This window comes from Moraxella boevrei DSM 14165 (genome assembly GCF_000379845.1).
Lineage (GTDB): Bacteria > Pseudomonadota > Gammaproteobacteria > Pseudomonadales > Moraxellaceae > Faucicola > Faucicola boevrei.
Genome location: NZ_KB903777.1, coordinates 23,122 through 48,201 on the forward strand (window position 1 = coordinate 23,122; position 25,080 = coordinate 48,201).

The 25,080-nt window shown below is 40.7% G+C and carries 17 protein-coding genes; 3 read left to right on the forward strand and 14 right to left on the reverse strand.

What is annotated here, in order from left to right:
- Positions 1-351: 351 nt before the first annotated feature.
- Positions 352-786, forward strand: a complete 435-nt coding sequence (gene fur / locus A3G3_RS0104285; protein ID WP_019519311.1) for a ferric iron uptake transcriptional regulator — start codon at positions 352-354, stop codon at positions 784-786.
- 90 nt (positions 787-876) lie between these two features.
- Here fur and murJ read toward each other — a convergent pair whose 3' ends face one another.
- The 14 genes from murJ to A3G3_RS0104355 all read right to left on the reverse strand — a co-directional run bounded on the left by murJ (position 877) and on the right by A3G3_RS0104355 (position 22,452).
- A complete protein-coding gene (gene murJ, locus A3G3_RS0104290) occupies positions 877-2,496 on the reverse strand; it encodes a murein biosynthesis integral membrane protein MurJ (protein WP_019519312.1) in 1,620 nt (539 codons plus the stop codon).
- Positions 2,493-3,077, reverse strand: a complete 585-nt coding sequence (gene ampD, locus A3G3_RS0104295; protein ID WP_019519313.1) for a 1,6-anhydro-N-acetylmuramyl-L-alanine amidase AmpD — start codon at positions 3,075-3,077, stop codon at positions 2,493-2,495. The genes murJ and ampD overlap by 4 nt, the downstream gene beginning before the upstream one ends.
- A gap of 86 nt (positions 3,078-3,163) precedes the next feature.
- Positions 3,164-7,990 carry an Ig-like domain-containing protein gene (locus A3G3_RS0104300; RefSeq protein WP_019519314.1) on the reverse strand — a complete coding sequence of 1,609 codons (4,827 nt, stop codon included), beginning with the start codon at positions 7,988-7,990 and terminating at the stop codon, positions 3,164-3,166.
- 269 nt (positions 7,991-8,259) lie between these two features.
- Positions 8,260-8,964, reverse strand: coding sequence for a respiratory nitrate reductase subunit gamma (gene narI, locus A3G3_RS0104305; RefSeq protein WP_019519315.1), 705 nt, complete (start codon positions 8,962-8,964; stop codon positions 8,260-8,262).
- On the reverse strand, positions 8,961-9,764 hold the full coding sequence (narJ, locus tag A3G3_RS0104310) for a nitrate reductase molybdenum cofactor assembly chaperone (protein WP_019519316.1): 804 nt from the start codon (positions 9,762-9,764) through the stop codon (positions 8,961-8,963). The genes narI and narJ overlap by 4 nt, the downstream gene beginning before the upstream one ends.
- A 1-nt stretch (position 9,765) precedes the next feature.
- On the reverse strand, positions 9,766-11,304 hold the full coding sequence (narH, locus tag A3G3_RS0104315) for a nitrate reductase subunit beta (RefSeq protein WP_019519317.1): 1,539 nt from the start codon (positions 11,302-11,304) through the stop codon (positions 9,766-9,768).
- A gap of 208 nt (positions 11,305-11,512) precedes the next feature.
- Positions 11,513-15,274: a nitrate reductase subunit alpha gene (locus A3G3_RS0104320; RefSeq protein ID WP_019519318.1), complete on the reverse strand. Its 3,762-nt coding sequence runs from the start codon at positions 15,272-15,274 to the stop codon at positions 11,513-11,515.
- Positions 15,275-15,784: 510 nt separating this feature from the next.
- Positions 15,785-16,375, reverse strand: a complete 591-nt coding sequence (locus tag A3G3_RS13965) for a retron system putative HNH endonuclease (protein ID WP_019519319.1) — start codon at positions 16,373-16,375, stop codon at positions 15,785-15,787.
- Between the two features lies 1 nt (position 16,376).
- Positions 16,377-17,768 (reverse strand): AAA family ATPase, encoded by a 1,392-nt coding sequence (locus A3G3_RS0104330; RefSeq protein WP_019519320.1) that lies wholly within the window; start codon positions 17,766-17,768, stop codon positions 16,377-16,379.
- Positions 17,769-17,848: 80 nt separating this feature from the next.
- Positions 17,849-19,510: an energy-dependent translational throttle protein EttA gene (gene ettA, locus A3G3_RS0104335; RefSeq protein WP_019519321.1), complete on the reverse strand. Its 1,662-nt coding sequence runs from the start codon at positions 19,508-19,510 to the stop codon at positions 17,849-17,851.
- A gap of 92 nt (positions 19,511-19,602) precedes the next feature.
- Positions 19,603-19,785: a hypothetical protein gene (locus tag A3G3_RS0104340; protein ID WP_019519322.1), complete on the reverse strand. Its 183-nt coding sequence runs from the start codon at positions 19,783-19,785 to the stop codon at positions 19,603-19,605.
- 34 nt (positions 19,786-19,819) lie between these two features.
- Positions 19,820-20,764, reverse strand: coding sequence for a DUF4062 domain-containing protein (locus A3G3_RS0104345; RefSeq protein WP_019519323.1), 945 nt, complete (start codon positions 20,762-20,764; stop codon positions 19,820-19,822).
- 63 nt (positions 20,765-20,827) lie between these two features.
- The gene (gene murI, locus A3G3_RS0104350; RefSeq protein ID WP_019519324.1) at positions 20,828-21,679 is read right to left on the reverse strand and encodes a glutamate racemase; all 852 of its coding nucleotides are present in this window, start codon (positions 21,677-21,679) and stop codon (positions 20,828-20,830) included.
- Between the two features lie 170 nt (positions 21,680-21,849).
- Positions 21,850-22,452, reverse strand: coding sequence for a DUF1285 domain-containing protein (locus tag A3G3_RS0104355; protein ID WP_019519325.1), 603 nt, complete (start codon positions 22,450-22,452; stop codon positions 21,850-21,852).
- Positions 22,453-22,752: 300 nt separating this feature from the next.
- On the opposite strand from A3G3_RS0104355, the gene A3G3_RS0104360 reads away from it, so the two are divergent.
- A complete protein-coding gene (locus A3G3_RS0104360; RefSeq protein WP_019519326.1) occupies positions 22,753-24,417 on the forward strand; it encodes an electron transfer flavoprotein-ubiquinone oxidoreductase in 1,665 nt (554 codons plus the stop codon).
- A gap of 264 nt (positions 24,418-24,681) precedes the next feature.
- Complete coding sequence (locus A3G3_RS0104370; RefSeq protein WP_019519328.1) at positions 24,682-25,023, forward strand: hypothetical protein; 342 nt, start codon at positions 24,682-24,684, stop codon at positions 25,021-25,023.
- Positions 25,024-25,080 lie beyond the last annotated feature (57 nt).

Sequence of the window (25,080 nt, forward strand, 5' to 3'; positions counted from 1 at the left end):
AAATGGCTGAATTGAACCATAAACATACCCACTATCATACGTCATTTATGCCAAAATGCCTACTATTTATTGTGGATTTTATATTAAAACCTGTATGCACAACCTTACGCAACTTAATTTTTTTAAAAATAATTAATAAAAGTTTGCTTTTGCATGAAAATTGGCGAAATCTTACTTTTCTGTATCAATCTGTGTCAAAACTTGCTTGATAGAATCACTATCAACCTGCGTTTTTTCCTTGAAAAGCGGGCGGTTTATCGCATTTTTCATTGCAAAAACGTTATGAATACAGGTTCTTATTTTAACATTTTTATGGTAAGATAAGCAAAATCAAAACAAAAAGGAAAAACAATGACATTTACCAATCAAGATTTACGCCGTGCAGGCTTAAAAGTTACGCTACCTCGCCTAAAGATTTTACAGTTATTGGAAAATGCCGAACATCACCACATGAGTGCCGAAGATGTTTATAAAGCTTTGATTGAGCAAGGCGAAGACGTGGGATTGGCAACCGTGTATCGGGTTTTGACCCAGTTTGAGCAAGCGGGCATCGTGGAACGCCATAACTTTGAAAATAATTTATCGGTGTTTGAAATTGCTCAAGCCGAACATCACGATCACTTGGTTTGTGACCATTGTGGCAAAATCGTGGAATTTCATAAAGAAGAAATTGAACAATTACAAGACAAAGTGGCAAAAGAGTATGGCTTTAAATTGTCGGGACATTCATTGGTATTGTACGGTATGTGCGATGCCCCAGAATGTCAAACCGCAACTAAAAAATAATTTTTGTTTGACAAAATATGGGTAAATATTTATCAAAAAGGGCAAATTACACGATTTGCCTTTCTGTTTAACAAATTGCTTAACAAAAAATTATCCATATTTTAACCAATTAATTTTAAATCCACTTAATAATAACGCCACCGCATACACCAGCGCCCCAGCGACACAAATTGCCAATAATGCCAAAATTTTACTTGCTTGATTTGCTGATAATGGAAACAACGGTAACAGCCATTGTAACGCCACGCTCATCGCTAGATTTGCCAATAAAAAACGCAATGCCAACGCTCGCCAAGGTTTAGCAAAAGAAAAAATCCGCCGTTTTTGTAAACTACAATACAAACCGACCGCATTCACCCACGCTGACAAGCTAGTCGCCAATGCCAAACTTATGTGCAGTGCTACACCTTGATACCAAAAAATCAGCAACAAAGCCAACCCAAATAAGCCATTTGCCAAAACCGACCAAAGACCCCATTTGACAGGGATTCGGCTATTTTTTTGGGCAAAAAACACAGGGGCAAACACCTTAATCAGCATAAAAGGCAAAATCCCAAGCGACATCGCTTGCAACGCCAGACCGCTCATCGTCGCATCTTGCCTTCCAAACTCACCCCGCACAAACAACGTGAACATCAGCACCTGACTAATCTGCACCAACGCCACCGACGCAGGTACGCCCACGAGCAACACCCATTTACAAGCCCAGTCTAGCGTGCGTTGTAACGATTGTGGGTCATCACTGTTGACTTGACGGCTTAACGTCGGCAAAATCACCGCTCCAATCGCCACGCCAATCAGCCCCAACGGCAATTCGCTCATGCGTTCCGCCGTGTACAGCCACGACACTGAACCAGTCGGCAAAAAGGTCGCAATCACGGTATTTAACAACAGATTAATCTGCAGCACCGACACACCAAAAATCGCAGGCAATAACAACTTTAACACCTGTCGCACGCCTTGATGTTGCCAGTCTAATTTTGGCAAGATCAACAACTTTTGTTGGTAAATTGGCACACATTGTAATAATAACTGCAACACGCCTGCCAATAACACCGCATAACCCAACGCCAAAATCGGCTGATATAAAGCTGGTGAAATACATAGTGCAAAAACAATTAAGCAAACATTTAAGATAATCGGTGTAATCGCAGGAATGATAAATCGCTGATAACTTTGCAAAATACTACTGGCAAATGCTGTCAGCGTAATTAATAATAAATAAGGGAATGTAAGCTGAAATAACTGCAACGTCAGCCGAAATTGCTCGCTATCCTTGCTAAACCCAACCGCAAATCCCGCCATAATCCACGGTGCAAAAGCAATCACCGCCGTGCTTAACAACGACAAAATCAGTAATAACGCCCCTGCCATTCGGCTGATAAACTGTTGCAAATCAGAAAAAGTAGATTTTTGTTGGTAATTGGTTAACACAGGCACAAAGGCTTGGGCGAATGCCCCTTCTGCAAATAATCTTCGTAAAAAATTGGGGAGCTTGAAAGCGACCAAAAACGCATCCATTAAACCACTTGCCCCAAATACCGCCATTAATACCGCATCTCGCATTAAGCCCAATATCCGTGATATCAGCGTAAAAAAACTGACAACGGCGGTGGATTTGCCTAAATTTTGTGGGGCGTTTGGGTAGCTAGGCGCAGCGTTTTTGGGCTGATGATGTTGGAAAATTGGTTGCCCATTTTTGGCGGTCATTGTGGTGATAATTTATGTACTAAATGACGTAATTTTTGCCAATCAAAATATGCCCCTGGATCGGACTTACGACTACGAGCCACGTCGCTATGCCCTGCTAAATGGCATTTGGTTTTTGGATAGGTTTGGTAAATTGCCGAAATCACCTGAGCCAATGCCACATATTGGCGTTCATCAAACTCGCTGTAATCATCGCCTTCTAGCTCAATGCCAATGGAAAAATCATTGCAATTTTCCCGCCCTAAATAGCTAGATTGCCCTGCGTGCCACGCTCGGTCGTTAAAATTGACAAATTGGGTGATTTTGCCTGAGCGTTCTATCAATAAATGTGCAGAAACTTGTTGCTGATAAATATTTTGAAAATAAGGGTGATCGCTTGGGTTGAGCTGATTTTGGAAAAAGGCTTTCACAAAATGCTGTCCGTGTTGGTCAGTTTTGCCAAATTCGCTCGGCGGTAGGCTGATGTTGTGAATGACAATCAGCGAAATTTCGCTATTTTCAGGGCGTTTGCCAAAATTCGGCGATGCGATAAACTCGGCACTATTAAGTTTACCGTCGGTGATTTTGCTAGTTTTTTTCATAAAATGGCTGTTTTTTTATCAGGATTTTCACATTTTAGCATAAAAAAGAGTATCTATTGATACTCTTTTTTATATATTATAAAATATTAAATAATTGTAAATAAATTTTTATCAATATCCAACCCTTTACCAATATTCGCAAAGTCAATCGCATCTGCAATACCTTCTGCTTTATCGCTATCATATGATAAAATACCTGTGTTTTTATCGTATTTGATAAAGTCTAAGACATTGCTATTATTTCCTCTGACTAAACCTTTGAATACATTAGCCGATAGCTCAATTTTGTCTACACCGTCTTTCATAAAGTCAGTAATGGTGTCAATTGTACCATTTAATGCACTATCAAAAACAAAGGTGTCATTACCTTTACCACCTATTAGCGTATCTGCACCTAAACCACCAATGAGTTTATCATCACCATCAAGACCACTTAAGGTATTTCCGACATTATTAGCAATCAAAGTATTGGCAAGTGCATTACCTGTCGCGACGGTAGCAGTCGTTCCTAATAACCATAGATTTTCTACATTATCAGTTAAGGTCAAATTTACCGTACTAAAGACATTGTCATTACCTTCATCTTTTAATTCGGTAATCGTATCATTCACGCTATCAACCACATAAGTGTCATTACCTGTACCACCAATTAACTTATCATCACCTATACCGCCGTCTAAATGGTCATCGCCTAAACCACCACTAATTGTATCATTGCCTGCACCACCTGAGATAATGTTATTGGCATTATTACCTGTTAGCGTGTCATCATAATCAGAGCCAATCAGGTTTTCAATCTGTGTACCATAACCAATGTAGGCTTGACCTTTGGTATAGGTGTTATTGGTAACCGCAGAATTATAAAAACCGTCATCGGTACGTGAGTAATATCCTTGCTTATCTGCAACATCTTTATGCAAAGTTTGTTTGTCCACTAATAGATTTGTGGATTTATTACCTACATAAATCCACGAGCCCGGCGTTAAATCTACGGTGACTTTATCTTTTTCTTTTGAGGCATCAAAGGTATCAATCCCTGCTCCGTCCCAAATGTAACGGTCAGCATCATCGCTGTACATGTCGTATTCTTTAAACGTGTAAGTATCATCAGTCGCACGAGCAGTTTTGCTCACACCAAACTGATAATGCAGATACGCTAAATCGTAAACACGCAAGTTTTTCATATTTTTAAAGGCATAATTATTGACATACGCACGATAACTCATATAAGTAAATTCTGGGGTTTCTTCCATATTGCGAAAATAATCTTTAAAAGTATCTTGAGAATGCGTCATATTCAACGTATGACTAATCTCATGCAAGGCCGTGTAGTACATATCTGCCTTATCGTCTGTATTCGCTCTCGCATTCCACCATAAATCACCACTGTTAGAAGCAAATGCCAATGTACCCTGTGATGGAAAATCTGCATAAAACAATCTGGCATCCGCTTCATCAAAACGATATACTTCTTCAAATTTAACATTGATGTAATCGCCAATTTGTTTATACGCTTCACGAATAATTTGCTTAATTTCTTCGGTATAAGTAGCGACTGTAGCTTCAATGATTTCCCCTCTTGCAGAGCTAATTTTAGGGTCTGTTAAATGTGTATCATAGTCATTTTTATTAGCGAAATAAAATTTAACGACAGGCGTTGAATTATCGGCTTTGCCTCCAACGGGAATTTTATATGAAGGAATCGTGTAACCTTGTGATAAATATTTAGTATGACCAATATCACGCACAAAATAGTCATCAGGAACACCATCTCTTTCAGTGTGGCGAGAAACAAAATCTCCCGCTTTCGTGGTATCTTTAGCAATAAATAGATGTTCTGTATCTGAGACCTTGATATCATTATTTGCCAAATCTTTGGTTTTTAAAGTAGCTGTGATGATGTTGTCTGCATCTTGTTTTAACAAGTCGGTAGCCACATTCACGCTAAATTTATTGTCCGCTAAGACTTTGGTAGTTACAAGACTACCATTGATGTTTAATTCAATCACATCATCAACTTTTGCAGTGCCAGAGACTATGCCTGTGACGTTTGTAGTATTTTCGGTGTAAGCAATGCTAGTCGTTGTGCCAGAAGTTTTGATATACGGATTGGCATCAAAACTCACTTGAGTTGCCTTAACATCAATATTGTAAGTCGTGTTGTTTGAGTTATTGCCAATCAAATACGCTTCGCCATTACTGTTGTATCGCCATGTTTCTGCTTTAAATGTATATTCAATTGCTTTGCCATCTAGTGCTTTTAAGTCTTTTTCATCAATATCTAAGAAAAACGCCCCATCACGCACACCAACCGTGTAAGTTTTATCACCGATTTTGGCTTCAAGCTGACGCACAAGTTTGGCGTTATTAGCATTGGCATACTCACCTTCAAAAGTCGCTTTACCATACAAACGAATCGTACCGTTGGTATCAGCTTTATCCAGACCAAAATCATTGTCAATCAATTGAATATCAATTTTGGCAGCGGTATTCGCATCGACTTTATATTGTAACGAGCCTGTATTTTGGGCATTATTTGAACCCTTTACATTGGCAGTTAAGATATAATTTTGACCATTGACAAGCTCGCTACCGCTCAACATGGTGCTAAATTTACCGTCCGCACCGACATCAACGGTTTTGACAACTTTGCCATTTAACAATAAATCCACTGTCTGACCTGTGGCAAGTCTATCCTTACCCGTTACCACGCCTGTAACCGTCACGTCTTTTTGAGCTTCGGTAACGTTGATAAGATTGTCATTAGCAATACTAGTTAATTCAACAAAAATCTCACCTTTAATAATCGGAGCGGTTTCAATCTCGTAATCTCTTGTCGCTGTGATAAGCTCAGAGACATTACCTGCATTATCGGTTGTAGTTAGCGTAGCGGTAATAGATTTGCTGGTGTTTTGTTGTAACACGCTGGCAGGTACTTGTACGCTAAAATCGCCATTGGTATTGGTAATGTTAGCGTCATAGCTATTTGTGCCAATTTGGATTTTGACCACATCATTAACATTAAACTCGCCTATTACCTGACCTACAATCTCAACATTTATCATTAACTCATTTAAGTTTAACGTGTTGTCTTGGGCAATCGTTTTAATGTTAATGGTCGCCGTTGGAGCAATGTTATCAATTTGATAAATTTGCTCTTTACTTAATGTTTGTTCATTACCTGCCTTATCGACAACTATTGCATTAGCAATCACTTTTGTGCCCTTAGCAAGGTCGGTGGTGTTCACCGTAGCCTCGTATTGATTGCCTGTAACTTTGGCTTGATAAGATTGACCATTCACAAAAAGGGTTAAGGTTTTGACACTATCGCCATCCGCAAGGTTATGCAACGTGCCTTTGATAGTTGTTGTGACTTGTGCCATATCGGCTTTATTTAACAGATTATCGCCACCAACTTGATTTAAGGTTAAATCGGCATTTGGTGGGGTGACATCCGTAGTATAAGATTTGGTTTCGGTCGCTTCATAGGTATTTTTGGCATTATCTTCTACCTTAACTACAGCTTTAATTGTATCAGCTTTGACAATATCTGCACCGTTAAAGTCAACAGCAAATTTACCACCTTCCTTAATGGTCGTTTCAAAATCAATCCATTTCAAGCCACCACAGGTAGCACAACCACAAGACACAACAATCATCTTGCCAACTGCCACATTGTCAACTTTACCTGTAACGGTTAATTTACCTTCAGATTCTTTTTTATTGACAATATTATCTGCGGTTATGTTGTCAATTGTAATGACAGGTTTTTCCAGTACTCCCAAATCAACTGTGTAATTATGACTTTCGGTATCACTTGCAACATTGCCTGCGATGTCTTGCGTAGAAATAGTCGCAGTCACGTTACCATGCGATAATAAGGTTTTAGTATCAACATCAGTGCTAAATGTATCGTTGTTTACAGTCGCTTTATAAGTGGCTTGACCGATAGTAATGACAATTTCATCGCCATTATTAGCATTTTTAACCTTACCTGAAACTTTGGTTGTGGTCTGCTTAGACTCTACTAGATTAATGATNTTATCTTCGGTAATCTTATCAAAAATAATCTCAGGTTTAGCGATGTCAGTATCCACTAAATANGTCGCTTGAGCATTATTGGTTGCGGTTTGCTCGGCGGTTTTAGCAGTAATATTTGCCGTAATGGCTTGATTGCCCTGTGCAAATGCAAGTTCTTTACCATCAACCACAACTGACCAAGTACTCCCTGTTACTTGAGCTTTATNAGTTGCACCATTAATTGTTAAAATCACTTCTGTGGTTGCTGAAGTATCAGAAACCGTTAATTTACCTGTTAGTGTAACTTTACCGTTGCTCGCTTGCTGATTGACCGTATCAATCGGGTCTAGACTAACACTGGTGGTTAGTTTAACTGGTGTTGGGGTAGGTTTTGGCGATTGATTGTCGCTGGCTTTATCATCATCACTACCACCACTTGCCAGTGCAATAACGCCACCAACACCCAAAACACCTGCACCAATCACTCCAATATTAGATGCTATCCAAGAACCTTCCAATGCTCCTGTTGAAGCAGGATTTGAGATTTGGGTGGCTTGTGCCACATTATTGGCAAGATTTTCTGCAGTTGCAAAGGTGCTGTTTGCACTACTTAGATATTCTGCATTATTGATTGGGAATGACGTTGTATAATCTTTTAAAATAACATCAGGTATTTGGCTATTATTACCTTCCAAATACACCCAAAGATCTTCGTTAACTAATTTAGTTTTTGGATTTTTCACCAATTGATCATCTTTGTTAAAAATTTGGTATTTCGTATTACCTTCAACTTGGATAGTTTCGATTAGTTCGGTATTTTGAGTTTTTGACTGTTGGATAATGACTAGTTTTTTGCTAGGAATTTTGGTTACTTTAACTGCTTTATTTGCCATAATTTTTCTCTTTTTTGTTGCAAAAAATATTTGGTTGTTAGTAATAAAAATTTTGCTAATGATACATCATTTTTATAGAAAAGTTAATATTTTGTTGACTTTCTGTTGATTTTTTATTACCAAAATTTATCCAATGATTCTCAACTGATATAAACGCATGATAATCAGTCCCATAAAAAACACCACACATCGGCTGGGATGATGTGTGGCGAAAAACGGTAAATTTTGTTTTTTAAAAATTTCAAATCATTGTCAAATTACTTATTCAATCATTGCGATGTTTTTTGACGTACAATTTGATAACGGCGACCTAGATACCAAATCGGTGCTGAAATGATATGAATAAGTCGGGTAAATGGTACAAGTAGAATCAAGGTCGTGCCTAAGAACATGTGCAGTTTGTAAATCAACCCTGCGTGTTCCACGAGCGACGCTGCGTAAACAGGGCGTAAAATGGCAAGGTTTTGTGCCCAGCTGGCAAGGCTTAGCATCAGCTCACCGTCTTTGTGAGCAGGATATGACCAAATCGTGCCAAGCCCCATGAGCAGCTGCACCAAGATAATCACCAGCAGCATTTTATCGCCAAAAGTAGACGTATGGCTAATGCGTGGGTTTGTGAAACGTCGCCAAATGAGCATGACAAGCCCAATCAAACACAGCACACCTGCGATACCGCCGACAATCACCGCAACCAATTGCTTATGTGGTGCACTAATGAACCGCTCATAGATAAAATGCGGGGTAAACATACCAAAAAAATGCCCCAAAAGCACCACAATAATGCCAACATGAAATAAGTTACTCGCCGTACGCATATAATTGTCGGATAACATTTGGCTTGAACCTGCCCGCCATGTGTACTGCGACAAGTCAAATCTTGCCCAGCAGCCGAAAATACACACCGTCAAAGCGATATAAGGATAGATTCCGAATAAAAAAACGTGCCACCAGTTTTCTGCAATCATGGTATTCATAATGTTGCTCCTTGTTCTATTGCCTTAGCGTTTTTAGGGCTTTTGTCAAATCCGACCCAATGCACAGGTACGTCAGCATGACTTTGTGCTTGAATGCCTTGTAATTCAGCGATACGTTTATTCGTTTGGTTGCTTGGACAGCTATTTTCCTGCTCGGCACTCATAAAGTCCACCATCTCTTCTTCCCATTCTTTGTCTATGGCATCTTTGGTATCGTCAGGGATTTCGCCTGTGAGTTTCACAATTTCATCATCAACAAGGCTAATCGGTTTACCAGCCACTTGCAATAACGCATAAAACAGTGCCAAATACGGACTGTGACGCTGTTTTAATCTTGCGCCAAGTATAGCAATAATATGGCTGACATCGGCAATATCCATGCGAATTTCAATGTCGTCATCAATTTGTGTTGACTTATACGATAAAAATTCCAAATACATCGGCAAATAATCGGGCAATTCTTTAACATCAATCTCAAAGCCTAAGTCTTGATATTGGTCCATCAAATCCACCATCGCCTGTCCACGGTCACGGCTTTCGCCATGAACGTGCTCAAAAAGCCACAGTGATAATGAACGCCCACGCTCAAATAAGCCATCATACACAGACTGAGCTTCAAGTTCGCCTAAGTTTTGTAGATAGTTAATTAAATCAATCACTTCACTGCGAACTTCTGGGCTGATTAGCACAGACGCATTGACAATAGTTTTACATTCATCAAGCGTATCATCAGCGAATAGCTCATGGCTTGGGTAATCCATGAGTAGGCTGATGACTTTTAATAATTTAAAATCTGCCATATCACAGCTCCCACGTCTGCACGGTGTCAATCATCTCACGGCGATTGGTTTTGCGTTGTCCGAACATATGTGTGTCGCTATCACCTGTACAGCCGTTACCAAAGGTAAAACCACAGCCATTTTTCTCAGCAAACGCATCGCTCATTGCTTCTTCACGGTGAGAGCTTGGAATGACAAAGCGGTCTTCATAGTTGGCAATGGCAAGATAGCGATACATTTCTTCCACTTGTAGTTTGGTTAAGCCCACCGCATCAAGCACGCTTTGAGCATCTTGTTTTTCAACCAGTTGTAGACGTTTATAAGAACGCATGGCAAGTAAGCGTTTTAGAGCAAGTCGTACTGGCTCTTCATCGCCAGCGGTCAGCATATTGGCAAGATAGCGTAGCGGAATACGCAGACTGTCCACATCAGGGATAAGTCCGTCCATACCGACTTGACCTGCTTCAGCGGCGTTTTGGATTGGCGATAGTGGCGGCACATACCACACCATTGGTAAGGTGCGATATTCTGGGTGTAACGGTAGTGCCAATTTCCAATCCATTGCCAGTTTGTACACAGGGGATTTTTGGGCAGACTCAATCACGCTCATTGGTACACCATCTTTTAAGGCTTGCTCAATCACTTTGGGGTCGTTCGGGTCTAAGAATACATCTAATTGAGCCTTATACAAATCTTTTTCGTTCGGTGTGCTTGCTGCTTCTTTGATTTTATCAGCATCGTACAATAATACACCCAAATAACGGATACGACCGACACAGGTTTCAGAGCAAATCGTTGGTTGACCGCTCTCAATGCGTGGATAGCAGAAAATACATTTTTCAGATTTGCCCGATTTCCAGTTGTAGTAGATTTTTTTGTAAGGACAACCTGAAATACACATACGCCAGCCACGGCATTTGTCTTGGTCAATTAAGACAATACCGTCTTCTTCACGTTTGTAAATCGCACCGCTTGGGCAAGATGCCACGCAGGTTGGGTTTAGGCAGTGTTCACACAGACGTGGCAAATACATCATAAAGGTATTTTCGTATTGTCCATAAATGTCGGCTTGGATAGCATCAAAGTTTTTATCAATACGGCGTTTGGCAAATTCTGAGCCTAAAATTTCTTCCCAGTTAGGTCCCCACTCGATTTTTTGCATACGCTTCCCTGTGATAAGCGAGCGTGGACGGGCAATTGGCTGATGTTCACTGATTGGGGCGGTGTGCAGATGCTGATAATCAAAATCAAACGGTTCGTAATAATCATCAATCGTTGGTAAATCAGGATTGGCAAAGATATTCGCTAAAACTCTAAATTTACCGCCGATTTTTGGATTGATTGAGCCGTCTGCGTTTCTTATCCAGCCACCTTTCCATTTGTCTTGGTTTTCCCATTCTTTGGGAAAGCCGATACCTGGCTTAGACTCTACGTTGTTAAACCATGCGTATTCCATACCTTCACGGCTGGTCCAGACGTTTTTACAGGTAACCGAACAGGTGTGGCAGCCGATACATTTATCAAGATTAAGCACCATGCCTACTTGTGAGCGAATTTTCATGGGTGGATGCTCCGATTTAAAGTTGTTATTATTAGGTCAATTAGATTAAAAGTTGGATAAATTTTCCGTTCGTGGTGAGCTTGGCAAACCTAAATCTACACTTCAACTTAGCTCAATCGAACGGTTTTCCTTTTCAATCTAATTAAATATTTTCTAGGATTGAGCAATTATAAAAAATTACTCAAATCCAAACCATTCATCTAAATACTTATACCTGCTCTAAAGTGGTAGGCAATGGACGTGGCAAGCTGTCGTCAGGCTTACCTTCTAGCCAGTCAATATTTGCCATCTTACGCACCACCACAAACTCATCACGGTTACAGCCGACCGTACCATAATAGTTAAAGCTGTACGAGAACTGGGCATAACCGCCAATCATGTGCGTGGGTTTTAAAATCGCCCGAGTGACTGAGTTATGGATACCGCCACGTGTGCCTGAGTTTTCAGAGCCTGGAATATTCACCAGTTTTTCTTGGGCGTGGTACATCATGGTCATGCCTTCTTTGACACGCTGAGAGACGACAGCACGTGCGGTGATTGCCCCATTGTGGTTAAACACTTCAATCCAATCATTATCGGCAATGCCTGCTTTTTGAGCGTCGATTTCACTCATCCAAACAATCGGTCCACCACGAGAGAGCGTCAGCATAAGTAAGTTTTCTGAATAGGTTGAGTGAATACCCCATTTTTGGTGTGGCGTTAAGAAGTTTAAAATCACTTCTTTATTGCCGTTAGACTTATAGCGTTTTAGGGCTTCGGTCGTACGGGTATCAATCGGCGGACGGTACTGTTGCATTTGCTCACCAAAGGCTTGAATCCATGGGTGTTCCACATAAAACTGCTGACGACCTGTCAATGTACGCCATGGAATTAGCTCATGCACGTTGGTGTAGCCTGCGTTGTAGCTGACTTTTTCGGACTCAAGACCCGACCACGTTGGACTAGAAATGATTTTTCTAGGCTGGGCGACAATGTCATTAAAGCGGATTTTTTCATGTGCCGATGATTTTGCCAAATGCGTATGGTCACGCCCTGTTTTCTCTGACAAGCCTGCCCACGCTTTTACCGCCACATGACCGTTGGTCTCTGGGGCAAGCATAAGCACGGTTTCGATGGCATTCACCACGCTGTTCATGCGTGGGCGGTCTTTGGCAATCGTCTCATCAGTGACACGGTAGTTTAAATCACCTAATTGATGAACTTCTTCGCTTGTGTTCCAATCAATCCCTTTAGAGTTATTGCCAAGTTTGTCCATCAAAGGTCCGAGCGATGTGAATTTCGCATAAGTGTTCGGATAATCACGCTCAACAACCTTAATGTTCGGGCAGTTAATCCCTGGTACGGGTTTTTCGCCCATAGTTTTCCAGTCAGTACCACCAAATGGCTGAGCTAATTCGTCCGCACTGTCATGTTGCATTGGTAAGGTGACCACGTCAGTTTCTGTACCTAAGTGACCCACGCACAGACGTGAGAATTCTTTGGCAATCAGTTTATAAATTTCCCAGTCGGTTTTTGACTCCCACGCAGGGTCAGTGGCGGCGGTGAGTGGGTGGATAAATGGGTGCATATCCGATGTATTGATGTCTTCTTTTTCGTACCAAGTTGCGGTCGGTAGGACAATATCCGAATATAGACAAGTGGACGACATTCTAAAATCTAGCGTTGTCACAAGGTCTAATTTACCCGTTGGGGCGTTTTCCACAAAGTCAATCTCGGTTGGTTTTAAGCCGTCGTGAACAGTTTCTTCGCCCAAAATACCGTGCTTGGTGCCAAGCAAATAATTCAGCATATATTCATGCCCCTTACCTGATGAACCGAGTAAGTTAGAACGCCAAATAAATAAATTTCTTGGGAAGTTTTGTGGATTGTCAGGCTGTTCACAGGCAAAACGCAGTGAGCCGTTTTGTAAGCTTTCCACCACATAATCTTGCACGCTTAAGCCACGAGCCTTAGCTTCTTTGGCAATGCTCAATGGATTGCGATTAAGCTGTGGGGCGGACGGTAGCCAGCCTGCACGTTCGGCACGAATGTTGTAGTCAAGCATATGCTCTGGGAACTGTGATTTGTCAGCATGAGCGGACAATAATTCGTGAGCAGACACACTTTCATGACGCCATTGGCTTGAGTGGTTGTAAAAGAAGCTTGTGCCATTCATGTGGCGTGGTGGACGATGCCAATCTAACCCAAAGGCAACAGGTGCCCAGCCTGCTTGTGGACGCAGTTTTTCTTGTCCGACATAATGTGCCCAGCCACCGCCTGATTGACCGATACAGCCACAGAGCATAAGCATATTAATCACGCCACGGTAGTTCATATCCATGTGATACCAGTGGTTCATACCCGCCCCGATAATGACCATTGATTTACCATGGGTTTTGTGGGCATTTTCAGCAAATTCACGGGCGATTTGAATGACTTTTTCACGGCTCACGCCTGTAATTTTCTCTTGCCAAGCAGGTGTACCTGCGATATTGGCATTATTATAATCATCGGTAACATTACTACCGCCATGACCGTTATCAACACCTAGGTTTGCCACCATCAAATCAAACACAGTTACCACTTTGGCAGTTTGACCATTGGCAAGTAAAATGGTGCGACATGGCAAGGTTTTATATTGAATATCATCACCCGGCATGGCGGTAAAGTAGGGGTGTTCGTCCCCACCAAAATAATCAAAACCCAGTTCCACAGTTTCCTCTGAGCCTTTGAGTGATAGATTTAAATCAACGTCACCGTTACACGTACCTTCTTTATTTTCAAGATTCCAGCGACCTTTTTCGCCCCAACGATAGCCGATTGAGCCATACGGTGAAACCAATTCGCCGTTATTGTCAATGGCGATGGTTTTCCATTCTGGTTTGTTCTCTTGACCTAGATTGTCAACCAAATCTGAGGCCCGTAAAAAGCGTCCCGCACGAGCGTTTTTGCCTTCACCTTCAACCATCACAAGCATTGGCAAGTCGGTATAGCGTTTGGCATAATCTAAAAAATAATCGCTTTGCGATTTGATGTAAAATTCTTTGATAATCACATGGCAGAAGGCTTGGGCAAGGGCTGCATCCGTGCCTTGTTTTGGATTTAACCAAAGGTCACAAAGTTTGGCAATTTCAGCATAGTCAGGCGTGATGGCAACGGTTTTTGTGCCTTTATAACGTACTTCGGTAAAAAAGTGAGCGTCTGGCGTACGCGTTTGTGGTACGTTAGACCCCCACGCAATGATGTAGTCCGAGTTATACCAGTCAGCAGACTCAGCAACGTCGGTCTGCTCACCCCAAATCATTGGGCTTGCTGGTGGTAAGTCACAATACCAATCATAAAACGATAAGCACGCTCCGCCAATCATGGATAAATAACGGGCACCCGATGCGTAGCTTAGCATGGACATGGCAGGAATGGGCGAAAAACCAATAATTCGGTCAGGGCCGTATTGCTTAGCTGTATAAATATTGGCAGATGCGATAATTTCGGTGACTTCATTCCACGATGAACGCACAAAACCACCGAGACCACGTTTTGATTTGTACTCAACGGTTTTGGCAGGGTCTTCAACAATGCTTGCCCATGCGTCCACAGGGTCTGAATATTTGGCTTTGGCTTCACGCCATAATTTTAACAATGGCTTACGCACTTTTGGGTATTTGACACGGTTGGCAGAATACATATACCAACTGTAGGACGCACCGCGCGGACAGCCACGGGGTTCGTGGTTAGGCAAATCAGGGCGTGTGCGTGGATAGTCGGTTTGTTGGGTTTCCCATGTAACAATGCCGTTTTTGACAAAAATTTTCCATGAGCAAGAACCTGTGCAGTTTACGCCGTGCGTTGAGCGGACGACTTTGTCAAACTGCCATCTGGCACGGTACGAGTTTTCCCATTCACGGTTTTCGTTGCGGAGTTCACCGTGTCCATCGGCAAATTCGCCTGTTTTTTTCTTAAAAAATTTAAATTGGTCAAGTAGATGGCTCATAATTCCCCCTTAGGGCGTTGGCTAATAGTTTTTGCTAGTTTTGCCAATCGTTTGTCGCATGCTTGGCAATTATTTAGACAAAATTTCACAGTGCTACTTTAACCAATCTATACCAATTAAAATATTAACTTGACGGCTAAGGGGAATAATACTAAGGGGGTAAATCGATGATAATGAGAATTGTTATTGATGATGAAGATTGATTTTAATCATTTTTAATCAAATTCTAAAGATGATTGTTAAAATCCAGATGTTCATTATGCCATTTTTGACAATATTTTATGCTCGTTTTATCATGGATAAATCTTGAGATGAATGAGATTTTGATATTATAAGTCTTTATGTTCTGCGGTCACTGTTAGATAAGGTAAACCACCAAAAAATTACATTCGTCTAACCTATGTTAAACACCCTGTTTTAATTGCAAAACACTATTTAAATTACCCCTTGCCACGAGTGATGATATGTGAATAGGGCGTGGAAATTGGCTAGGGGTGTCATTTTAATTTCTTAATTTAATTTCTTTAAAATATACTGAAATTCAAAGTACTGCTCACCTATAATCATTGAATGTAAAGTATCTTTATCCAAAACTTTAACAGGTGGCATTAATATGGAATTGGGGTCAAAGGTAAATTTTATCATATCAATTTTTGCCCTTCTTTTTTCGCACAGTTTGCGATTGTTTAAATTTAAGATTTCTATGGCTTGTTTGGCTCGGTCAGTTTTAGCTTCTAGTTCCCCTGCAAAGTTAATTTTTAATTCATCATCACATTCTTGCATTAAGGGTGTTAATAATAAATCTTGATTGCCTTTGGCGTTATCGCATTGCTTTGGTGTGGTGCAAGATAGCAATAAATTATCATATTTATAAATGAGTTTTTTATATTTATCTCTACTTTTGATATGTTCAATTTTTACATATTCTTTTAACGCTTGACAACAGTAACAACACAAATTATTTTGCTCTTGGCGTAACTGCTCCCGTAATATAATATAAATCTCTTCTTCTTTATCACTCAACCATTCTTTTGGATTATTTTTCTTAATCCAATTTTGCACTTCCATGGGCATAGTAAGTTTTTTATCAATATATTGCATTTTAATCCGCCTGATTTAAAGTTAATTTGGCTTGGGCAAGCATTAAACGCATTTTTAATAATTCTGTATGATTTGGCGAAACTTCTTGGGCTAAGTGATTGATTAAACTTTCGGCATTATCCAATTCTTGATGACTGATGGCTCGACGAATGTCATTAAATTTTTTATCAATTTCTGGCGTAAAACGAGAAACATCAAACACATCATTTAATAAAGTATTGACATCTTCACCATAAACATTACCGAATTTATGCAATTGACCGTCATCAAGAGCATAAACCAAAACATCAGGATTATCACTCACAATATGCGGTGAATGGGTGGTTAAAATAAATTGGACATTAGGAAAAGTTTTGGTCAGTTTATCAATCAGATTTTGTTGCCATTTGGGGTGCAAATGCAAATCCACTTCATCAATTAATACCACCCCTTCGCCTTGTAAGGGATTATCAAGGCTTGGGTTTAAAATTGCCAATCTGCGAGCAATATCACCCACTAAGGCAAGTAAGGATTTTTCACCTTGTGAAAGCTGATTGACATCTAATTTTTCACCGTCTTTTTCTACCACCATTTTGGGTGTGCCTTGTCGTTCAATACGGATATTTTTAAAATCGGTAAAGCGTTCAATGGCTTCACGCACTTCATTTAATAGCCTATCACCAATTTCTATATTTTGAATATTATCAATAATACCATCTAAAATTTGATGACCTTTATTTTTTTCAAATATTTCTAATAATTTTGATAATTGCTGGCTAGAATATCTTTGTTTTTCATTTTCTAAATCTTCTTTTTGTTTAAACCACTTAAAGAAATCATAAAAATCAATACCAAAACCATCAGTGCAAGCAAAATAAGCATCAAATTGCTCAAAATCACTACTCAAAATATCTGCTTGTGAATTACCAATAACAGAACGCTCTACTGGATAATAAATAATCAAAGGGAGAGATAGGTTTATATCATCGGTTAAATTTTCACGATAATTCTCAATTACTTTATCCAATTCGTGTTTTTGATTTTTAAAAAAAGAATTTCTGCCATCTTTTACGGTCATAAATCGCCATTTTGTTTCTTTTTTATCTACATCATCAAAAGGCAATGGATTTTTATAATTAAATTTATTAAAATCCACATACATATTTACACAAGTATCATTAAATCCATTTTTAATGAATTTTTTATCAATTTCAAAACCATCACTTTTATTTTTAATGCCACCCACAAACCAACTAAACCCAGTTGCCAATGCCTGCAAAATCTGCGATTTCCCTGCCCCATTATTGCCTACAATAATGGTAACATTGCCCTTTGTCTCTCCATTGGGGGCAAATTCCATTGTTAAATCATCAAAACGCCCATAATTTTGTAACTGTAATTGTTTAACTTTCATTTTTAACCCTTAAAATTCATTGATTAAAAACATAAATGCCCTACAATCGTGCAAGGCATTTATGCTAAGGCGAGTTAAGATTAACCCCCAATCTTCTTATATTTCATTCTCTTAGGTGTTACGTCTGCACCTAGTTTTTCTTTACGCCATTTTTCATATTCTGAATAATTGCCGTCAAAAAATTCAGGCTGTTCATTCTCAAATGACAAAATATGCGTACAAATACGGTCTAAGAACCATCTATCGTGCGACACCACCATCACCGTACCAGGGAACACCTCTACTGCCTCTTCTAAGGCACGCAAGGTCTCCACATCAAGGTCGTTGGACGGTTCGTCAAGCAAGATGACATTGGCGCCTTGTTTTAGGGTTTTGGCAAGTTGCAAGCGATTTCTTTCACCGCCTGATAAGTTACCAACCAGTTTTTGTTGGTCTTGCCCCTTAAAGTTAAAGCGTCCGATATACGCACGGCTTGGCGTGGTGTACTCGCCCACCGTAATCATATCCAAGCCGTCTGACACTTCCTCCCACACGGTTTTTTTGTCGTCCAGATTATCACGCACCTGCCCCACATAGGCGACTTTGACGCTCTCACCCACTTCTACTGTACCTGTGTCAGGTGTGTCTTTGCCTGTAATCATATTAAACAGCGTGGTTTTACCTGCCCCATTTGGACCAACAATCCCCACAATCGCCATTGGCGGTACGGTGAATGATAAGTTTTCATACAGCAAGCGACCGTCAAAGGATTTGGAGATATTTTTAACTTCAATGACTTTGTTGCCAAGTCTTGGTCCTGGTGGAATGTAAATCTCAGCCGTTTCGTTGCGTTGTTGAAACTCACGAGAGTTCATTTCTTCAAAGCGTTCTAGGCGAGATTTGGATTTGGCTTGCTGACCTTTTTGGTTTTTACGTACCCATTCTAGTTCTTGCTTTAAGGCTTTGGCAAAGGCTTCTTCTTGCTTTTGCTCTTGTTCTAGGCGTTTATTTTTTTGTTCTAGCCATTCGGTATAATTGCCCTCATACGGATAGCCATAGCCACGGTCCAGCTCCAAAATCCACTCTGCCACATTGTCCAAAAAGTAGCGGTCGTGGGTAATCGCCACAATCGTGCCTGAATAATCTTTCAAAAATCTTTCAAGCCACGCCACGCTTTCTGCGTCCAAATGGTTGGTCGGTTCGTCAAGGAGGAGCATATCAGGCTTAGACAAAAGCAGTCGGCACAATGCCACACGGCGTTTTTCACCGCCAGACAGCTTCGAAACATCAGCGTCCCACGGTGGCAGGCGTAGGGCGTCCGCTGCTTTTTCAAGCTGAGTGTTTAGGTTGTGAGCGTCCCACGCCTGTATGATGTCCTCCATTTTGCCTTGCTCTGTCGCCAATTTATCAAAATCAGCATCAGGCTCGGCATATTCGGCATAGATTTGGTTTAGGCGGTCAAGGGCGTCCAATGCTTCACGCACGCCGTCCTCCACATTGCCACGCACATCTTTGGCGGGGTCAAGTTGGGGTTCTTGGGGCAAATAGCCGATTTTAATGTCCGTTTGGGGGCGAGCTTCGCCATTGTATTCGGTGTCCACGCCTGCCATAATGCGTAGCAAGGTGGATTTGCCTGCACCGTTTAGCCCCAAAACGCCAATTTTGGCACCAGGGAAGAAAGAGAGCGAAATGTCCTTTAAAATCTCACGCTTGGGCGGTATGATTTTGGAGACTTTGTTCATCGTGTAGATGTATTGAGCCATAAATTTTCCTACAATAATTTTTTAATTAAGTTAATTAAAATCAAAAATTTTTAACAAGATAAATAATAAATGAATTTAGCCAAAATTATTACTTATTTGTCTTCGTCTTCTCCATCGTCCCATTTTTCATAGCTTTCGCTTGGTTCAATGCCACGGCGTTTCATGTCCGCAACTTGCTCTTCTAGCGTACGAAACTGCTCAGTATCGTGCATGATTTCGGTCAAATGGTCAATTTCTTTTTCCAAAATATTGGCTTCTTTGGTTAAATGTTGCATCGCTTTTCCTTTTTTACATAAATTTACATTGATTTTATTGTGGTTTTACTCGCCACAATTCACGAGTGCTATGTTCACTTTTAGCAGAAATTAGCCAACCACTGCTGACTAGTTGCTGTTTTAGCCATTGAAAATCCACGTCATTGATTTTGCAGCGAGATACGGCGTGTACGTTTGGTAAAATTTTGTTGGCTTCTGCCAATGCCAAATCTTTTAGCGATTCATTGAGCTGTTTTAACATCATATCGTTGCTGAATGGATGTGGTAAACGGCTTAACAAATCCAACACTTCACCCCAAGTAAAGGTGTGTGCGGCGATGACGTCTTGCAAATTACCGTCTTGATAAGCGTGAGCCGAATAATTTACCAATACGATATCATCACGGTTAATCGTAATTTTTGGTTCAACCGATTTTTTCACAGGGGCAGGGGCAGTGTCGCCATTGGCTAAGATTTTTGGTTGGATAATTTTTGGTTGGCGGATCGGCGGATTAGGCTCTTTGGCACGCACCCAACCTGTGGTCGGGTATTCATTGACTAAACTTTGCAAAATCTGCTTGCACGACAAAATCGCCTCTTGGCTACGCTGAAAATAAATCGCATTCATGCCAAGGTCTTTTTCAATTTGCGATGCCAAATCTAACCGCTGACGTGAATATTCAAACGCAGGGGTTTGAGCTTTTATCAAAGCAAGCATCGGTTTTTTCTTGGTGGACGCATAAATATAGCTTAAATGCAAATTACTCACCCCTGATGGACTTAGATGCCCGTAGCCATTGCCCAATGCAAAAATCAAATAATCACATCGGTCAATCTGTTGTTTGCTATAATCCATAAATTGTATCGGATGAGCAATCAAATCCCACGTCAAAAAATAATCGTCTGACAAGGCAAGTTGCAACGCATTTTCAAATTCTGGATGTTCGTTTCGCACCAAACAAACATGAATATGGTAACGTTGTTTAAGACTAATAAGCACAACATCCTCACTTAATGTTTTTCATTTTTGGTCGTAATTTTTAGTTAGCCATTTGATATAGTGTCAAACCTGATAAAAATCAATCAAAATGTCACGATTAAATTGATTTAACAACCGAGTTGCGACTTGTTTTGTACCGAGTGGATTTGCGGTGCTAAAAAACTGCAACGCCATCCGCTCACTATCATTATTTTCTTTGCTGTTTTCCAAATTTCGCATAGCTAGTAATGATGCCACACGCCGGGCAATCGCTTGACCAGAGTCAATCATATGTAACGATGAATGTACAAACAAACTTTGCCATTTTTCTGCCAAATAGGGCTTAAAAAAAGGAAAATGGGTACAACCAAGTACCAACTCATCGACATTTTTTTGTTGAATTTCCGTTAATAATTGCTCAAGCTCAAGCACCGCTTGATGTTCACTTGGCATTCCTGCTTCCACCCATGGCACAAGGCTTGCCACGCTATACTTATGCACACTGACCCCATTGGGTTTAGCAAATTCATCAATAATATCATTTAACAAATAACCGTGCAAAGTCGCAGGGGTTGCAAGCACTGCTACTTGCTTGGTATGCGTGGTAAAAACTGCAGGTTTTAACGCAGGGACTAGCCCCACAATCGGCAAATCAGCAAACCGCTCTCGTACCGCCTGCAACCCATACGCCGAAGCGGTATTACACGCAATCACCACCAATTTACAGCCCTGTTTTACCAAAAAATCCACCGCTTGCACCGTCAATTCACGGATATCATCGCTCTGCCTTGAGCCATACGGCACATTTAAGGTATCGGCAAGGTAAATATAATTTTCATTCGGCAATTGTTGGGTCAAATGGGCAAAAACCGACAAGCCCCCTACCCCTGAATCAAACACCCCAATCGGCGAAGCAGTCGTCTGTGTTATTGCCATGCGTTACCAACCATGTTGCTTTTTTCAAAATTTTTTATCTAGATGTGGTTGTAAAAAAACACCCATTAAACCTGTGTATTTTACGCTAGTTTTGTGCTTTTCGCTAGCGTTATGATAATTATTCGATTTTGCTAAATTTTTGATGATTATTTATCAATTTTTTTAACTAATTAACCAGACAATTCAAAACGACAATCCCCACTTTGCAACCTTAAAACCGTTTGCCCTTGCGGATTTTCTACCAACTCGCCCATTGTTATCAAATGATAAAACAACGAACGTGGAATTAAGCCATACAACACTGAACCGCCCTGCTCTCGCACCTTGATATACGGCTGTTCAGCTTGGTGTGGGGCGACATTGGCAAAAGGCAAGCCAAATCTTATTGGATGCTCATTATCGGCAATCAGCACATCGCCTTGACTGGTGGTAAATTGTAAAAAAGTTTGTCCATTGGCTTGGGTTTGTTCAATATTCACGATGTGCAATGGGGCATCTTCTACCAAAATCGCCACTTTTTCTACCGGGGTTTTCAAAAAATACTGCACTTGATTATCATTATCAACTTCCGCCCACAACACTTTGGCAAATAAATCAATCATTGACTGACGGGTCATTTTTTGCCCTTCATGCCACCAGTCGCCATTGGCTTTGATGATTAAATCCATGTCACCACAAAATTGTGGATGCCATTTTTCTAAGGGTGGAATTGTTCGTGAATTATTTTTGTTGTTGTTAATCGCTTGTAATTGTTGAATAAAATCTTTTTTCATATTAATTTTTTCCAAATTTTTAACAAATTATTTTTGCAAAAATAAAATAATTTTATTTAGCAATTTTTAACAATAAAATGCAAAATTGCTAATTTTGCTTTATTTTAACCGATTTTTTTCGTAGTTTAAAAAAAAGATTGCAGATTTTTGTAAGTTTTTGCCAAAATTTGACACTAGTTGGCTATGTTGTTTAGATGATTTTTGTTTTATAATAGCAGAATTTTGACAAGATTTATTTTATCAATCATAAATAGTCAACATTTGCCAGCTTTTGCCAGTGAATGATGGTTAGGAGTTTATATGCAAGAAATTCAGCGTGAACAGATGGAATTTGATGTGGTCGTAGTTGGCGGTGGTCCGTCAGGTTTGGCAACGGCTATCCGCTTGCGTCAATTAGCGATTGAAAAAGGTAATCCTGAGTTTACCGTGTGTGTGGTGGAAAAGGGTTCGGAGTTTGGGGCTCATATTCTGTCAGGGGCGGTGATGGAGCCTCGTGCATTAAATGAGTTAATCCCTGATTGGCAACAAAAAGATGCCCCTGTGAAAGTTGCGGTCAAGCAAGACCGTGTATATATGCTAAAAAATGAGATAAAATTTCGTCAATTTCCTGATAGCATCGTACCACCAACCATGCACAATGACGGTAATTATATCATTTCGCTCGGTAATCTCGTACGTTGGTTGGCCTTGCAAGCCGAAGAATTAGAAGTAATGATGTTCCCCGGTTTTAGTGCGTCCGATATTTTGTACAATGATGACGGCTCGGTAAAAGGCATCGTGACAGGCGACATGGGTGTAAATGCTAAGTGGGAAGCCAAGCCAAGTTTTGAGCCTGGTTATGAACTACTTGCCAAATATACGGTATTTGCCGAAGGTTGCCGTGGGCATTTGGGCAAACGTTTGATTAGCCGTTTTAACTTGGCAGAAGGTAAAGACCCACAACATTATGGTATCGGTTTAAAAGAGCTTTGGGAAATTGACCCTGCCAAACATGAAGAAGGCGTCGTACTGCATGGTACGGGCTGGCCCTTGACCGAAACAGGCACGATGGGTGGTTGGTGGTTATATTTTGATGAAAATAACCAAGTATCATTCGGTTTGGCAATGGATTTGGCCTATGAAAATCCTTATTTATCACCCTTTGACGAAATGCAACGCCTAAAAACGCATCCGTTAATTGCCAATATTCTGACAGGTGGCAAACGTTTGTCATATGGGGCGAGAGCCTTGGCAAAAGGCGGTCTAAACTCATTACCAAAACTTGCCTTTGCAGGTGGCGTGTTGGTCGGTGATGATGCAGGCTTTTTAAACCCTGCCAAACTAAAGGGCACACATACTTCTATCAAATCAGGGATGCTGGCTGCCGAAGCAGTGTACGAAGCCATTCAAGCAGGGCGTCAACACGACGAAATCACAGGCTACGAAGAAAAATTCAAAAACTCATGGTTATTTGAAGAAGCCCACAAAGCTCGTAACAACGGGCCCGCCATGCACCGTATGGGCGTATTTGGGGCAGGGGCGTTTAGCTTTATTGAACATAATTTCTTTAAGGGCAAAATGCCGTTCACTATTCACGACAATATCCCAGACCATGCCATGCTAGAACGTGCTGACCATGCGTTTAAGCCTGATTATCCAAAACCAGATGGCAAGTTGACCTTTGACAAGCTATCATCGGTATTTATTTCTAACACCAACCATGCCGAAGACCAGCCGTGTCATCTGCGTTTGACCGACCCTGATGTGCCGATTAAACGCAACTTAAAAATCTTTGCCGAACCAGCCCAACGCTACTGCCCTGCTGGTGTGTATGAAGTGGTGGTAGATGAAAATGATAGTGCCAAATTTGTGATTAACGCCCAAAACTGTGTACATTGCAAAACTTGTGATATCAAAGACCCTGCCCAAAATATCACTTGGGTAACGCCTGAAGGTGGTGGTGGTCCAAACTATCCAAATATGTAAGCCTTTGCATAAAAATTTTCGATAAAAACAAACGTTATAATATAACTTATTGTTTTTAAACTAAAGAATCCGTCAAATTTGGCGGATTTTTTGTGTTTTTAGCTTTACAAATTTGCTCAATACCGCTAAAATAATCTTAGAAGTAAACAAATATCGGCTTTTGTGATGATATAACGTTGCAAAATTGGATTGTTTACCAAAATTTTTAACAACACCTTTAACAACCAATTTTTCAAAAATTGTAACCAAAAAAAGGAAAAGAAAATGAGCTGTACAATTCATGCCAATCACGACCACCAACACGGCGAAAACTGTGGACACACCGCCATTAAACACGGCGACCATGTTGATTATCTACATGACGGACATTTGCACCATGTGCATGGCGACCATGTGGACGAGCATAGCCTAGACGTGAACGAGCAAAATCCAGATGTGTGCAATCACGAATTTAACTGTGGCGACCACGTACATGGCGAAGGTTGTGGACACGAAGCGGTACCGCACGGCGACCACATTGACTATATCGTCAATGGGCGTTTGCACCACCAACATGGCGACCATTGTGATGACCATGGCGCGGTTGAGATTTTACAAACTACTTAATGCTTAGCTTTGCCAAACCAAAAAAATCCACCGCATTGGGTGGATTTTCTAATAAGC

Coding starts and splice junctions, on each gene's coding strand:
- A3G3_RS0104370 (WP_019519328.1), top strand. CDS start 24,682: ATGAGCTGTACAATTCATGCCAATCACGACCACCAACACGGCGAAAAC.
- A3G3_RS0104320 (WP_019519318.1), bottom strand. CDS start 15,274: ATGAGCCATCTACTTGACCAATTTAAATTTTTTAAGAAAAAAACAGGC.
- A3G3_RS13965 (WP_019519319.1), bottom strand. CDS start 16,375: ATGCAATATATTGATAAAAAACTTACTATGCCCATGGAAGTGCAAAAT.
- A3G3_RS0104360 (WP_019519326.1), top strand. CDS start 22,753: ATGCAAGAAATTCAGCGTGAACAGATGGAATTTGATGTGGTCGTAGTT.
- ampD (WP_019519313.1), bottom strand. CDS start 3,077: ATGAAAAAAACTAGCAAAATCACCGACGGTAAACTTAATAGTGCCGAG.
- murI (WP_019519324.1), bottom strand. CDS start 21,679: ATGGCAATAACACAGACGACTGCTTCGCCGATTGGGGTGTTTGATTCA.
- A3G3_RS0104340 (WP_019519322.1), bottom strand. CDS start 19,785: ATGCAACATTTAACCAAAGAAGCCAATATTTTGGAAAAAGAAATTGAC.
- A3G3_RS0104330 (WP_019519320.1), bottom strand. CDS start 17,768: ATGAAAGTTAAACAATTACAGTTACAAAATTATGGGCGTTTTGATGAT.
- narI (WP_019519315.1), bottom strand. CDS start 8,964: ATGAATACCATGATTGCAGAAAACTGGTGGCACGTTTTTTTATTCGGA.
- ettA (WP_019519321.1), bottom strand. CDS start 19,510: ATGGCTCAATACATCTACACGATGAACAAAGTCTCCAAAATCATACCG.
- murJ (WP_019519312.1), bottom strand. CDS start 2,496: ATGACCGCCAAAAATGGGCAACCAATTTTCCAACATCATCAGCCCAAA.
- narH (WP_019519317.1), bottom strand. CDS start 11,304: ATGAAAATTCGCTCACAAGTAGGCATGGTGCTTAATCTTGATAAATGT.
- fur (WP_019519311.1), top strand. CDS start 352: ATGACATTTACCAATCAAGATTTACGCCGTGCAGGCTTAAAAGTTACG.
- narJ (WP_019519316.1), bottom strand. CDS start 9,764: ATGGCAGATTTTAAATTATTAAAAGTCATCAGCCTACTCATGGATTAC.
- A3G3_RS0104355 (WP_019519325.1), bottom strand. CDS start 22,452: ATGAAAAAAGATTTTATTCAACAATTACAAGCGATTAACAACAACAAA.